A 13664-nucleotide genomic window follows, 5' to 3' on the forward strand; every position below is an offset into this window, starting at 1 on the left:
AGCCCTCGCCGTTCACAGCCCGCCGGCGAGTTTGTAGTAGGCGGCGTTCCACGCGAGTTCCTTCTTGAACTGTTTGATGGTGGTGCCGTCGTCGATGGTGAGCAGTTCGGTCCGGGCGATTTCGGCGAAGTCCTCGAACACGTCCATGCCCACCTGGGTGGAGAGCACGGTGTGGTGCGCGGCGCCTGCGGTGAGCCACGCGGCGGCGGAGGTGGCGAAGTCGGGCTTCGGCTCCCACAGTGCACGCGCGACCGGGAGGTTGGGGAGCGGTTCCTCGAGGTCGACGACGTCGACGGCGTTCGCGACGAGGCGGAACCGGTCGCGCATGTCCGAGAGCGCGACCACGACGCCGGGCCCCGCATCGGTGTCGAAGACCATGCGGACGGGATCTTCCTTGCCGCCGATGCCCAGCGGGTGGATCTCCACGCGCGGCTTGGCTGCGGTCAGGGAGGGGCAGACCTCGAGCATGTGCGCGCCGAGGATCTTCTCCTCCCCCGGCGTCAGGTGGTAGGTGTAGTCCTCCATGAGCGAGGCGCCACCGGGCAGTCCGCCGCCCATGACCTTCGCAGCCCGGACCAGGATCGCGGTCTTCCAGTCGCCCTCGGCACCGAAGCCGTAGCCGTCGGCCATGAGCCGCTGCACGGCCATGCCGGGAAGCTGGCGCAACGCGCCCAGGTCCTCGAACGACGTCGTGAATGCGGCGGAGCCGTTCGCCTCCAGGAAGGACCGCAGACCCAGTTCGATCCGGGCGCTGTAGCGCAGCGACTCGTGCCGGGCACCGCCGGCGCACAGTTCCGGTGCGACCTCGTAGAGGCGCTCGTACTCCGCGACGAGGGCGTCGACGTCGTACTCCGGCGCGCCGTGCACGGCGTCGGCGAGTTCGTTGACGGACCACGTGTTGACCGAGACGCCGAAGCGCAGCTCGGCTTCGGTCTTGTCCCCTTCTGTGACGGCAACGTTGCGCATGTTGTCCCCGAAGCGGGTCAGCTTGAGGGTGCGCACCGCGGCCCAGCCGGCGGAGGCGCGTTGCCACGCGCCGACCTGGCGCGTGACCTCGGGGTTGGAGACGTGCCCGACGACGGTCTTCCGCGGCACGCCGAGGCGGGACTGGATGTACCCGAATTCGCGGTCGCCGTGGGCTGCCTGGTTCAGGTTCATGAAGTCGAAGTCGATGTCCGCCCACGGCAGGGCCACGTTCGCCTGGGTGTGCAGGTGCAGGAGCGGCTTGCGGAGCAGGTCCAGTCCCTGGATCCACATCTTGGCCGGGCTGAACGTGTGCATCCACGCGGTAACGCCGATCACGGCGTCGTCCGAGTTCGCTTCCAGAGCGGTGCGGCGGATCGCGTCCGCGTCCGTCAGCACGGGCTTCCAGACGAGCTTGACCGGAACATCGGAGGACGCGTTCAGTGATGCGGCGATCTCCTGGGACTGCGCGGCGACCTGCTTGAGGACGTCCTCGCCGTAAAGGTGCTGGCTGCCGGTGAGGAACCACACTTCGTAGTGTTCGAGGGACGTGTTGTGGGCGATGGGCATGCGTTTCTCCTTGGAGGTTCGTGGGTGGCGCGCGTCAGCGGCCGTAGACGTTCTGGTAGCGGCTGTAGAGGGACTCGATCTGGCCGGCGTCGATGGGCAGCGGTTCACCGAGCTGCCGGGAAATGTGGACCGTGCGGGCCACTTCCTCGCACATCACGGCAGCCTTGACGGCGGAGCGGGCGTCCTTGCCGATAGTGAACGGTCCGTGGTTCTGCATCAGGACAGCCGGTGAATGGGACGCCCGGAGCGTGTCCACGATCCCGCGGCCGATCGAGTCGTCCCCGATCAGGGCGAACGGGCCTACCGGGATGGTGCCGCCGAATTCGTCGCCCATCATGGTCAACACGCACGGGATCGGCTCCCCGCGCGCGGCCCAGGCCGTGGCGTAGGTGGAGTGCGTGTGGACGACCCCGCCGACGTCGGGCATGTTCCGGTAGACGTAGGCGTGCGCTGCGGTGTCCGACGACGGCGAAAGGTCCGGATTGCCCCACGCCCCGTCGCCATCGCCGGCCACGGGAACCCCGTGGAGGTCCGTGACCACCATGAGTTCGGGCGTCAGCGCATCGTAGGAGACCCCAGACGGCTTGATGACCATCAAGTCATGCCCCGGGACGCGGGCGGAGACATTGCCCGCGGTCCAGACCACCAGCTCGTACCGGGTCAGTTCGGCGTGCAGCGCGCAGACCTCGCGGCGGATCGTGGCAATGGTGTCCAGCAGGGCGCTCATGCGGAGACCCCCGCGGTGAGGAGCGTTTTGCTCGCGTTCCGCTGGATCTTCTTGAGCCGGTGCATGACCTCGTTCGCTCCGCGGCCGAAGTAGTCATGCAGGGTCCGGTATTCGCGGAACAATTTCTCGTAGGCGGCGACGTTTTCCGGGATCGGGGTGTAGACGGCGCCGGGCTCGGATCCCATGGCAGCCGCGGCTTCCCGGATGTCCGGGTACTCCCCCGCAGCGACGGCGGCGTGGATCGCCGAACCCAGCGCGGGACCCTGGGTGGAGCCGATCGTGGAGAGGGGCAGCCCGGTGATATCGGCGTAGATCTGCATCAATAGCGTGTTTTTCAGCAGCCCTCCGGCCACGATGAATTCCTTCACCGGCACCCCCGCGTCCCGGAAGGCATCCACAATGGTGCGGGTGCCGAAGGCCGTGGCCTCCAGCAGCGCCCGGTAGATGTCTTCCGGGCGGGTTGCCAGGGTCTGGCCCACGATCACTCCGGAGAGTTCGTGGTCCACCAGGACGGACCGGTTTCCCGAGTGCCAGTCCAGGGCAATGAGTCCGTGTTCACCGATCTCCTGGGTGGAGGCGAGTTCGGTGAGGTATTCGTGGATGCCCAGGCCCGCGGCTTCGGCAGCTGCATGATATTCGGGCGGCACGCCGTACTTGGTGAACCAGCCGAAGATGTCGCCCACCCCGGACTGGCCGGCCTCGTAACCCCAGAGTCCGTCCACGATCCCGCCGTCGACCACTCCGCACATGCCCGGCACCTCACGAAGCTCGGAGCCGTTCATGACGTGGCACGTGGAGGTGCCCATGATCGCGACGAGCTGTCCCGGTTCCACGGCCCGGGCGGCGGGCGCGGTGACGTGGGCGTCAACATTCCCGACCGCGACGGCGATCCCGGCCGGGAGGCCGGTCCAGCCGGCGGCTTCGGCAGTCAGGTAACCCGCGGCGTCGCCCAGGCGGCCGATGGTGTGGGCCAGTTTGGTGTCGACGAAGTCCTTGAAGCCCGGGTTCAGGGCGGCCAGGAATTCCCCGGACGGGTAGGCGCCGTCCTGGTAGATGCCCTTGTACCCTGCGGTGCAGGCATTCCGCACGTAGTTCCCGCACAGTTGCCAGACGATCCAGTCGGCGGCTTCCACCCAGTGGTCCATCGCCGCATACGCGCCCGGGTCCTCCTCCAGGAGCTGGAGTCCCTTGGCGAACTCCCATTCCGAGGAAATGAGCCCGCCGTAGCGCGGCAGCCAGGCCTCGCCCCGCTCGGCGGCGAGTGCATTGATGCGGTCCGCCTGCTCCTGGGCCGCATGGTGGCGCCACAACTTCACATACGCATGCGGCCTGCGGGCGAAGCCGGGCAACTCGTTCAGTGGAGTGCCGTCAGCCTTCACCGGCACCATCGTGCACGCCGTGAAGTCCGTGGCAATCCCGACGACGGCGGCCGGATCGATCCCGGCGTCGCGCACCGCTGCGGGGACCGCGTGGCGCAACACGTCGCGGTAGTCTTGCGGCACCTGCAGCGCCCATTCGCCGGGAAGGCGGACAGCCGGGCCAGCAGGCTCGCCGGCCAGATCGGCCGGCAAGGCCTCCGTGATGACCGCGTGCGGGTACTCAAACACTCCGCTTCCCAGTTCCTTGCCATCCCTGACCCGCACCACCACGGCCCTGCCGGAAAGCGTGCCGTAGTCCACGCCGATGACGTAATGTTCGTTGCCGTCCGCTGTGACGTCCATGAAGTCCTCCAATAAGCCAGCCCGCAGCCTTGCGGATTGGTTCCATTGTGAGCGCTAACAAAATTCACGTCAAGCCGCCCTTCCCACATGAACATGAATACGATCAGGCGGGAGACGACGTACTTTGGCGCACCACCAACTCTGGCTCCACCACCGTGGCGCCGACGCTTTCCCCGCCCTCGATACCGCTCAGCATGAGGTCCATGCAGCGCCGCCCGAGTTCTTCGAAGTCCTGGCGTACCGTGGTCAAAGGCGGCGTGAAATAGCCTGATTCGGGCTGGTCGTCGAAACCCACCACCGAAACATCCTCGGGCACCCGGACACCTGCCTCGTTGAACGCACGCAGCAGGCCCAGGGCCATCTGGTCATTTCCCACAAAAAGCGCCGTGGCGGTCCTTTCACCGGCAAGCTTCCTGCCAATGTCATAACCGCTGCCGGCGCTCCAGTCCCCCACCACCAGCAAATCGTCCTGAAGGCCAGCCGCCTGCAAGGCCTCGCTCCACCCTTCGGCCCGGGCGACGCCGTCGATCCAGTCCTGCGGGCCGGCCACGTGCCCGATCCGTCGGTGCCCCTGCTCCACCAGATGCCTCACGGCCAATTCCGCGCCGCGCTTCTGGTCCACCATGGCTCCGCCGACCGACGCGTCGCCCAGCGACCCCACGGCCACTACGGGAACCCCGGCCTTCACTTCCGCCAACGCCAGCAGGGTGTCCGAATGGGGAACGATCACAACGATTCCGTCCACGGACTGGTCCAGGAAATGCCGGACCGCATCAAGGATCGCCTCCCGGTTGACCGTCCTCAAGGCTGCGATGCTGACGAAATAGCCGGCATCCCTCGCAGCCTGCTCGACGCCCAGCAGGGTGTTCGCCGGGCCGTACTGCGCCAGCTCGCTCGCCAGGACGCCGATGGTCTGGGAACGGCGGGTCACGAGGCTCCGCGCAGCAGTATTGCGCCGGTATCCCAGCTCGGCGATGGCGGCCTCGACACGCTCCCGGGTGCCCTTGCTGACGTTGGGGTGGTCGTTGATCACCCGTGAAACGGTCTGGTGCGAGACTCCCGCCAATTCCGCTACGTCTTCAAGCCGTGGTAAGCGCCCGCTGCTTTTTGTCATGGAGCTATTCTGCGTGACCTGGAGGCCAAGCGACGAACAGGACCGCAGCGAGTCCACGCTGAGCTACCGGCCAGTACAAGACCACGGGCATGCCGGGGATAGACTCGATTCAAGCCCAACAACCACCATTTGAGGAGCCCCATGCGCGCCACCATCATCCACGGTCCCGGCGACATCCGCGTTGAAGACCGTAACTACCCGACGGTCCAGCTGCCCACCGACGTCGTCGTCAAAGTGACTGCCTCCTGCGTCTGCGGATCGGACCTTTGGCCCTACCGCGGCGTAAAGCCCACCCACCAGCCTTCGGCCATCGGACATGAATTCATCGGCACGGTGGAAAGCATTGGCGACGACGTCACCACCCTGGCGCCCGGCGATTTCGTGATAGCTCCGTTCGTGGTCAGCTGCGGGGCCTGCCCGCAATGCTTGAACGGCGTCACAGTTGCCTGCGATCATTTGGCAGGTTGGGGCGGCAAGGATGACAGCGGTCACGCGATCGACGGCGGCCAAGGCCAGGCCGTGCGCGTGCCGCTCGCCGAGTCCACGCTCGTCAAGGTTCCCGGCATCACGGAACCCGACGGCGCCCTCCGCGCGAGCTTGCTGACGCTCTCGGATGTGATGGCCACCGGCCACCACGCCGCCCTCGCGGCGAAGGTCGGCCCCGGCAGGACCGTCGTCGTCGTCGGCGACGGCGCAGTCGGGCTCTGCGGCGTGCTCGCAGCAAAGCGGCTCGGAGCAGAACGAATCATCGCGATGTCGCGGCATGCCTACCGCCAGGCTATTGCCCTCGAATTCGGCGCAACAGACATCGTCGCTGAACGTGGCGAGGACGGCGTAGCCAAGGTCCGCGAATTGCTGGGAGGCGTTTTGGCCGACTCCGTGTTGGAGTGCGTCGGGACCAAGGAGTCCATGGAACAGGCACTGCACAGTGTCCGCCCGGGCGGCGCCCTCGGCTTTGTCGGTGTCCCGACAGGCGGAGCTGAGGCCCCCTTGCGCTACTTGTTCGACACGAACATTTCGATTGCCGGCGGCATGGCCCCTGCCCGCACCTACATCCCGGAACTGCTCGCCGACGTGCTTGACGGAAAGATCAATCCGGGCAGGGTCTTCGACACCGTGATGCCGCTCGAGGAAGCGCCCGAGGCCTACCGCGCCATGGACGAACGGCGCTCCATCAAGGTCCTGCTCACTCCCTGAGGCCATGGGCGGAACCTGCAGCTTCTTGCGGGATAGTGGACTGTGGCGTGCACGCGGGAACGGCGAGAGAATCCATATAGGAAGCCTCGCCTGAACCCAAAGGAGCGAACAAAATGATCACTGGTGCCCCGGCGCGCCCGGTGGTTAACCAGGACGGGTATTTGCCCATCGAGGATCACGGACTCATTGGAGACGGGTCCACCTGCGCTTTGGTGGGACGGGACGGCGCCATTACCTGGCTTTGCTTGCCGGAATTCGACAGTCCACCGTTCCTTGCCGGGATCCTCGACGCGGAATCAGGCGGCCGTTTTGAAATAGCTCCTGTTCGCACCCTGGCATCCTCCCAGCGCTACACCGAGGATTCCTGCGTGCTGGTCACGTCCCTTGTGTCCGATCGTGGCGTGCTGCAGGTGACGGACGGGCTGACGTTGCGTGCGGGTGCCGACTTGTCGGAGCCGGTGCCGGCCGGCCGTTCCGAACTCCTGCGGCACGCGCGAGCCGTGGGCGGCGACGTCCCGCTGCGCATCAGCCTGATACCGAAGACCGGTGTCACTTTTGACACCCTGGCTACCGGCTGGAGGTTTGATTGGCGGCAGGACGGAGTCCACGAGGTCTACCTATGGTCTTCCGTTGAACTCATCCCCGACGGCCGTGGCCTGTCCGCCGAGTTGACGCTTCGCGCGGGAGAGACCCTGACCATGGTCCTGCACTGGTCCGGGCGGTTCCGGCTCCGTCAGCATCCGGAGAGCAAGAAGCTCATTGACCAGACCGTGTATGCGTGGCGCCGGTGGGCATCAAACCTGGATTGCGAAGGCTCCCAGGCGGAGTTGATGAAGCGTTCGGCCCTGACGCTGAAGATGCTGGACCACGCCGAGACGGGGGCCATCTTGGCCGCCGCTACCTCTTCGTTGCCGGAGTGGCCGGGAACGTCCCGGAATTGGGATTACCGGTACACATGGGTGCGCGACGCCTCGTTCTCCAACTATGTGTTCAGGCGCATTGGCGATCCCAGTGATGCGGACGTCTTCCTTGCCTGGGTCCTGACCAACGTCGAGCGGGACGGTGCCCCGCACGTCATGTACGCCTTGGACGGTTCCCAGCCGCCCGATGAGGTCGAGGACCCGCACTTGCGCGGATACCGCGGCTCGGCCCCGGTCCGGTGGGGAAACGGCGCCCGCCACCAACTCCAGCACGATGTGTACGGTGAAATCGTCGATATCGCCTACCAGTGGTCGGGCAGCGGCAAGCGAGTGGATGAGCGGCTCTGGGCCGCATTGGTACCCATTGTGGAAATGGCCATCAGGAGCTGGAGGGTTCCGGACTCGGGGCCTTGGGAAATCCGGGACAAGAGCAGGCCCTTCACCTACTCGGCGGCGTTATGTTACGTCGCGATCGACCGCGCCATCCAGATCGCGCGCAGGGACGGGCTTCCCTATCCCAAACGCCGGTGGGAGGCCACTGCCCGTCAAATCCGGCAGGCTGCCCTGACACAATCATGGGATCCTCGGCGGCGCACCTTTACCGAGAACCTAGGTGGCAACGGCGGTCTCGACGCGTCGCTCTTGACCCTTCCCGTCCGCAACGTCATTGATTTCGACGATCCCCGGATGGTTTCCACGACGAAAGCGATCGCGGCGGAGCTCGACGCCGGCAACGGACTTTTGTTCCGCTACCTGCCATCGGTTTCTCCCGACGGTCTGCCCGGAAACGAAGGGGCGTTCCTCCTCTGCAGCTTCTGGCTGGTGGACAACCTGGCAGGACAAGGGCGCGTGGATGAAGCCCATGAACTCTATGAGTCCCTCTGCAGCCGTGCGAATTCACTGGGCCTGCTACCCGAGCAGATCCACCCGGACACCGGAGAGTTCCTCGGCAACTTCCCGCAGGCGTTCAGCCATGTGGGCGTGCTGGCCAGCGGCCTGCGCCTGCTGAAAGCGGAGCGGCGGGCCGCAAAGGCTGGCACTACCACGCGGAATCAGGGCTAGCGGCGAGGGGCGAAGCCGATGCGTGCGTGGTGGGTCCGGGAACCAGCTCCGATTGAATCCGGGCCGCTTGTCTGGGGCGAACGCCCCGATCCTCAACCAGGAGTGCATGAGCTCCTGGTCGGAGTCCGGACCTGTGGTGTCTGCCGCACGGATCTGCATCTGGCAGAGGGCGACCTCACCCCTCGGATGCCGAATGTAGTCCCCGGCCACGAAGCGGTAGGAATAGTCAGCGAGGCGGGCGAAGGGTGCGTGAGGTTCCGGCGCGGTGACAGGGTCGGAGTGGCCTGGCTGGGTGGAACCTGCGGGAGCTGCGGGTTTTGCCGCCGCGGTGCCGAGAACCTTTGCCTCTCCCCTGTCTTCACGGGTTGGGACAGGGACGGTGGCTATGCCGAACAACTCACGGTGTCCGAGGATTTTGCCTATGCCATCCCGCCCCGGTTTTCGGACGAACAGGCAGCCCCTCTGTTGTGCTCCGGCATCATCGGGTACCGGGCGCTCAAACGGGCCGCTGTTCCGGAGGGTGGCCGACTGGGCATCTATGGTTTCGGAGGGTCCGCCCATCTCACGGCGCAGATGGCACGCCACCAAGGGGCGCAGGTGTACGTGATGACGCGTTCGGAGTCTGCCCGTGAACTGGCGCGGAAGCTGGGTGCGGTGTTTGTGGGCGACGCGTACGAATCCCCGCCAGACCCACTCGACTCGGCGATACTGTTTGCCCCTGCCGGGGACCTCGTCCCTGTCGCCCTCAAGGCATTGGGCCGGGGCGGGACCCTCGCCATTGCCGGCATCCACCTCAGCGACATACCGCCCTTGAACTATTCCGCCGATCTCTTCTATGAGCGGCAGCTCCGCAGCGTCACTGCCAACACCCGGGCAGACGGCGAAGAGTTCTGGTCCTTGGCCGCGGAAATCCCGCTGGCTCCCACCACGACGGCGTATCCGTTGGCTCAGGCCGACCGGGCGCTGCGGGATTTGGCCGCTAGCCGTGTTACCGGAGCTGCCGTGCTGACAGTCTGAACTGCGGATGTCCCCGCATCACAGGCAAGCAGACGGGAGCATAAACGGCGATCGGCGGGTCCGATGACGGCCCGCCGGTCGGTATTCCGCTGTTCAGCGTTTCAGGACATCGCGTTCAACACTTCAGTGCGAAGGGCTGACCATGTGATGCCGATGTTCCTCGGTGCTGGGCTTGATCGCCATCGCGGTGACGACGAGCGCCACCAGGCCAGCGATCCACGATGTCCAAGCGACTCCGGCTTGCATGGAGTACGAGCCTAGCCACGGCGAAAGGACCAGCAAGGCACCGAAGGCCGCCTGCACCCACTCCATGACCGGCGTTCCGGGCATGGCCAGATTGATCACACCGCTAACGATCAGCAAAGCGCCGAATACGACCATCAAGGCAGCCGACGAGCCGGCGGCCGTGGTCCAGATGACCGATAAAGCAGCATAGAGACCGGCGACAACCGTGACCCAATCCTGCCATCGCGTCCATTTCTTCATTGAACCCACCTCTGTGATGTGGACTGCATTCCGGGGCACCGAGCAAGTACTCCGGTATTGGTGTAACAAAATCCACGCGCAGCTACTTCCCGACAGACGCGTGCGGTATTGGACCGCCGTCGTTGAATCCTGCCGCGCGCGAAGCCTTGCTAAGAGGGGACTTCCGGTCTAGAACGTAGTCATAGAGCAACATCGACGGACATGCCCGGCGTCGCCCGGCACGTCCGTCCGGAGAGGACCCCGTGATATCGAGTCGCTGGTCGTAAAGTCGCAGTCAGCCCGGTGCTGACTCAGCGACGTCCGTTGGTGCGAACCGCCGTGGCCTCCGGCGTGGACTTGCGTCCGCCGCCAACGCCCAGGTTCCGGCCCGACCCCGCCAGGTCGCCTGCAGTCGCAACCAACAGAAGGAAAGAAATGCTAAACATGAAGGTCCCGGCACGAGGCGCCGGAACCGCCTTCATTGCAACCATCGCTATCACGGCACTCGCCGCGTGTTCGAGCACGGGCACATCTTCGTCGTCGTCGAGCACCGCAAGTTCCGGAGGAGCTGTACCGCAGATATCTGCGGATGCGTTCACGGCCGATTTCTCGGCAATGAAACAGCTCACGTCGCTCGCTTCACAAGGCAAGGGCATGGTGGGCGTACTGCTGCCGGACACCACAACCTCGGCGCGATACGTGACTTTCGACGCCCCGTACCTGAAGAAGGCATTCGAAGCCGCGGGACTCGATTCCTCCAAGTTCAAAATCGACAACGCGCAGGGCAGCGCAAGCACGATGCAGACCCAAGCCGAGGCTGATATCACGGCCGGCGCATCGGTGCTGCTTGTGGACGCCCTGGACTCCGGTTCGGGCGCGGCCATCGAGGCAGCCGCCAGTGCGCGCGGCGTCAAAGTGATCGACTATGACCGGCTCGTCAAAGGCGGGACAAAAGATCGCACCTATGTCAGCTTCGACAACGTCAAGGTTGGTCAGCTCATCGGCCAAGGCGAAATCACGTGCATCGCTGACTGGAAAGTCACCAAGCCAAACATCCTGGTCATGGATGGCGACCCGACCGACAACAACGCGAAGCTGTTCGCCGAAGGTTACAACGGCGTACTCAAGCCGCACTTCGACAATGGCGAGTACGTCAACGTAGGAGAGCCGGCGGGCACGTGGACACCGTCAGTGGCTCAGACGACGTTCGCCCAGCAATACACTGCCCACCCGAACATCAACGCGGTTGTCACGCCGAACGACGACAATGCCAACGCGGTGATCGCCTACCTGCAGAGCAAGCAGATTCCCGCCAAGACCTTCCCGACGACGGGACAGGATGCGTCCTTGTCCGGCCTCCAGAACATCCTGAAGGGCTACCAGTGCGGAACGGTGTACAAGCCGATCTACTTTGAGGCCCAGGCTGCGGCCGCGGCAGCGCTCTACCTTCGGGCGGGCGTCACCGTTCCGTCAACCCTCGTCAACGGCAAGACCACGGACGACACCGCGAAGTCCGATGTCGCATCGGTCCTGCTGACCCCGCTGTGGGTGACCACGAAGAACATGGCGGACACTGTCGTCAAAGACGGCGCCGTAACGAGTTCTTCGCTGTGCATCTCGCAAGTGAAGGACGCGTGCACCGCGGCAGGTATCCAGTAGTCCGAACGATGAGCGAGTTGGCAGCCCCGGACCCCGCCGACGTCGGGCCCTTGCTTCGGCTGGAGGGCATCGACAAGAACTTCGGGCCGGTGCAGGCACTGGTCGACATCACCCTTGAGGTGCCGATCGGCAAGGTGACTGCGCTTGCCGGCGACAACGGCGCGGGCAAATCGGTCTTGATCAAATGCGTTGCCGGCATTCACACCCCCGACGACGGGCAGCTGTTTTGGGAAAACCAGCCCGTACGGTTGAACTCGCCGCACGAAGCCGCGGCGCTCGGCATCGAGACCGTGTACCAGGACCTGGCACTCTGCGACAACCTCGACATCGTGCAGAACCTGTTCCTCGGCCGCGAACGCCTGCGACATTTCCTCCTCGACGAGGAGAGCATGGAGATCGCGGCCCGGGAGACACTGACGAGCCTGGCCGTGACAACAGTGCGGTCGATCCGGCAACCCGTCGCGTCGCTGTCCGGAGGGCAACGCCAGTCGGTGGCGATCGCGAAATCGGTGCTGTGGAACTCGAAGCTCGTCATCATGGACGAGCCCACCGCTGCCCTCGGCGTCGCCCAGACGGAAGTGGTCCTTCACCTGATCCGCCAGCTCGCCGACCGTGGAGTGGCCGTCATCGTCGTCTCACACAATATGAACGACGTGTTCGAAGTCGCGGACCGCATCGCCGTGCTCAGGCTCGGGCAGCTGGTGGCTATCCGGCCTGTCACGGAAATGGACCGGCAGATCGTGGTCGACCTGATGACCACGGGGTTCTCCGATCGGGCAACGCCGGAACTCGCGCCTCCACCGCAGTCGAACCGCCAGCTCACCGCCGCCAAGGGTCCGCTCCCTTCCGCAGCGGCGGTGCTCCAGGACGAGCCGACCACGGCGGCAGCCAAGCGGAAGGCCGCCTTGGCGTTGAATCCGGACATCACCGCGACGTCGCTCCCCGAATATTTCCGCGCTGCGTTCGCGCGGGTCCGGGGCGGCGAGAGCGGAGTGCTTCCGGTTCTCGCGGGCCTGTTGCTCATCTCGGTACTATTCCAATCGTTGAACCCGAACTTCCTGACTCCCGGGAACATGGTGAACCTGCTCATCCAGGGTTCCGTTTTCATGCTGCTCGCAATGGGCCAGGTCTTCGTGCTCCTGCTCGGCGAAATCGACTTGTCCATCGGGTACGTCGGTGGGGTGGGCGGCGTCATCATGGCCGAACTCGTGCAGGAGTCCACCGGTTGGCCGTGGTGGGCGGCGATCGCCGTCGGCCTGCTTGGCTGCGCCGGGATCGGACTGCTCCACGGGACGATCATCACCCGGCTCGGCCTGCCGTCGTTCGTCGTGACTCTTGGCGGCCAGCTCGGCTGGCTTGGCGTGATGCTCATCATCCTTGGCAGCGGCGGCGTCGTGCCCATCAACGACACCATCATCAACAACATCGCGAGCGGCAACCTCAGCCCGGTCACCAGCTGGATCCTCATGCTCGTCGTCGTCGGCGCGTTCAGCACGTGGACGTGGCTGCGGGACGCACGCCGGCGCAACACCGGGCTCGTCGCGCCGCCCGCCAGTGTAAGCGCCCTGAAGATCGCGGCGGTGCTCGCCGCCGGTGTGGCGATCGTCTGGCTCTGCAATACGGACCGCGGAATCCTGGTCGAAATCAGTGGCGTTCCGTGGGTCCTTCTCGTGGTGCTCGGAGTCCTCGCCGCCTGGACCCTGCTGCTTGGGCGAACCCGGTTCGGTCGCTACGTCTACGCCATTGGCGGCAACGCCGAGGCCGCTCGGCGGGGCGGCGTGAACCTTGCCCGTATTCGCACCCTCGCCTTCATCCTCGCTTCCTTCACTGCAGGGATCGGCGGAATCGTCTACGCGTCGCGCCTCCGCTCCGTCTCGACCTCGTACGACGGTGGCACGCTGGTGCTTTACGCCGTGGCCGCCGCGGTGATAGGCGGGACCAGTTTGTTCGGCGGCCGCGGCAAGGTGCTGCACGGAGTCCTGGGCGGCCTCGTGATCGCCACCATCGATAACGGCATGGGCCTGCAGGGCTACAGCGCACCGGCCAAGTACGTGGTCACGGCGCTGGTTCTCGTCGCGGCCGTGACGATCGACGCCGTCGCGCGCCGCGGACGCTCCCGGACCTGAGGAGGCGCCGGGCCCAGCGGTCGTGGCAGGTCTGGACTTGGATTATCAGCAGGCTTAACGTTCAAGAGTGGCTGGCTACCCGGAGGGGTGGTCCGAGCGGCAATCCCTGCGGCCAGCCCACGC

The 13664-nt window shown here is 65.5% G+C and carries 11 protein-coding genes; 5 read left to right on the top strand and 6 right to left on the bottom strand.

From position 1 onward, the window contains the following. Positions 1–12: 12 nt before the first annotated feature. The 4 genes from araA to VLA65_RS08540 form a co-directional block, all read right to left on the bottom strand. Complete coding sequence (gene araA, locus VLA65_RS08525; RefSeq protein WP_332602230.1) at positions 13–1533, bottom strand: L-arabinose isomerase; 1521 nt, start codon at positions 1531–1533, stop codon at positions 13–15. 34 nt (positions 1534–1567) lie between these two features. Next, the gene (locus VLA65_RS08530; protein WP_284989080.1) at positions 1568–2260 is read right to left on the bottom strand and encodes an L-ribulose-5-phosphate 4-epimerase; all 693 of its coding nucleotides are present in this window, start codon (positions 2258–2260) and stop codon (positions 1568–1570) included. Continuing rightward, complete coding sequence (araB, locus tag VLA65_RS08535) at positions 2257–3981, bottom strand: ribulokinase (RefSeq protein WP_332602231.1); 1725 nt, start codon at positions 3979–3981, stop codon at positions 2257–2259. Before araB ends, VLA65_RS08530 begins: the two co-directional genes overlap by 4 nt. 103 nt (positions 3982–4084) lie before the next feature. Continuing rightward, complete coding sequence (locus VLA65_RS08540; protein ID WP_306959934.1) at positions 4085–5095, bottom strand: LacI family DNA-binding transcriptional regulator; 1011 nt, start codon at positions 5093–5095, stop codon at positions 4085–4087. 141 nt (positions 5096–5236) lie between these two features. Here VLA65_RS08540 and VLA65_RS08545 point away from each other — a divergent pair, with 141 nt between their 5' ends. The 3 genes from VLA65_RS08545 (at position 5237) to VLA65_RS08555 (ending at position 9291) form a co-directional block, all read left to right on the top strand. Then, positions 5237–6292 (top strand): zinc-dependent alcohol dehydrogenase family protein, encoded by a 1056-nt coding sequence (locus VLA65_RS08545; RefSeq protein WP_332602232.1) that lies wholly within the window; start codon positions 5237–5239, stop codon positions 6290–6292. A gap of 113 nt (positions 6293–6405) precedes the next feature. After that, on the top strand, positions 6406–8274 hold the full coding sequence (locus tag VLA65_RS08550; protein WP_332602233.1) for a glycoside hydrolase family 15 protein: 1869 nt from the start codon (positions 6406–6408) through the stop codon (positions 8272–8274). 18 nt (positions 8275–8292) lie between these two features. After that, positions 8293–9291, top strand: a complete 999-nt coding sequence (locus VLA65_RS08555; RefSeq protein WP_332602234.1) for a zinc-dependent alcohol dehydrogenase family protein — start codon at positions 8293–8295, stop codon at positions 9289–9291. Between the two features lie 123 nt (positions 9292–9414). Here VLA65_RS08555 and VLA65_RS08560 read toward each other — a convergent pair whose 3' ends face one another. Together VLA65_RS08560 and VLA65_RS08565 are read right to left on the bottom strand one after the other, a co-directional pair. Continuing rightward, positions 9415–9777: an SPW repeat protein gene (locus VLA65_RS08560; RefSeq protein ID WP_332602235.1), complete on the bottom strand. Its 363-nt coding sequence runs from the start codon at positions 9775–9777 to the stop codon at positions 9415–9417. A gap of 290 nt (positions 9778–10067) precedes the next feature. After that, entirely contained in the window at positions 10068–10355 is a 288-nt protein-coding gene (locus VLA65_RS08565) for a hypothetical protein (protein WP_284989086.1), read from the bottom strand. Between the two features lie 16 nt (positions 10356–10371). Between VLA65_RS08565 and VLA65_RS08570 the strand changes: the two genes are divergently transcribed. Together VLA65_RS08570 and VLA65_RS08575 are read left to right on the top strand one after the other, a co-directional pair. Beyond that, complete coding sequence (locus VLA65_RS08570) at positions 10372–11415, top strand: sugar ABC transporter substrate-binding protein (protein ID WP_059389948.1); 1044 nt, start codon at positions 10372–10374, stop codon at positions 11413–11415. Between the two features lie 8 nt (positions 11416–11423). Beyond that, a complete protein-coding gene (locus tag VLA65_RS08575) occupies positions 11424–13541 on the top strand; it encodes an ABC transporter permease subunit (protein ID WP_332602236.1) in 2118 nt (705 codons plus the stop codon). Positions 13542–13664 lie beyond the last annotated feature (123 nt).

The organism is Arthrobacter sp. S2(2024), from assembly GCF_036662515.1.
In the GTDB taxonomy this organism is placed as follows: domain Bacteria; phylum Actinomycetota; class Actinomycetes; order Actinomycetales; family Micrococcaceae; genus Arthrobacter.

Excerpts from the sequence above, each read along its gene's own strand:
- VLA65_RS08555 (WP_332602234.1), top strand. The coding sequence starts at position 8,293 with ATGCGTGCGTGGTGGGTCCGGGAACCAGCTCCGATTGAATCCGGGCCG.
- araB (WP_332602231.1), bottom strand. The coding sequence starts at position 3,981 with ATGGACGTCACAGCGGACGGCAACGAACATTACGTCATCGGCGTGGAC.
- VLA65_RS08550 (WP_332602233.1), top strand. The coding sequence starts at position 6,406 with ATGATCACTGGTGCCCCGGCGCGCCCGGTGGTTAACCAGGACGGGTAT.
- VLA65_RS08570 (WP_059389948.1), top strand. The coding sequence starts at position 10,372 with ATGAAACAGCTCACGTCGCTCGCTTCACAAGGCAAGGGCATGGTGGGC.
- VLA65_RS08545 (WP_332602232.1), top strand. The coding sequence starts at position 5,237 with ATGCGCGCCACCATCATCCACGGTCCCGGCGACATCCGCGTTGAAGAC.
- VLA65_RS08560 (WP_332602235.1), bottom strand. The coding sequence starts at position 9,777 with ATGAAGAAATGGACGCGATGGCAGGATTGGGTCACGGTTGTCGCCGGT.
- VLA65_RS08540 (WP_306959934.1), bottom strand. The coding sequence starts at position 5,095 with ATGACAAAAAGCAGCGGGCGCTTACCACGGCTTGAAGACGTAGCGGAA.
- VLA65_RS08575 (WP_332602236.1), top strand. The coding sequence starts at position 11,424 with ATGAGCGAGTTGGCAGCCCCGGACCCCGCCGACGTCGGGCCCTTGCTT.
- VLA65_RS08530 (WP_284989080.1), bottom strand. The coding sequence starts at position 2,260 with ATGAGCGCCCTGCTGGACACCATTGCCACGATCCGCCGCGAGGTCTGC.
- araA (WP_332602230.1), bottom strand. The coding sequence starts at position 1,533 with ATGCCCATCGCCCACAACACGTCCCTCGAACACTACGAAGTGTGGTTC.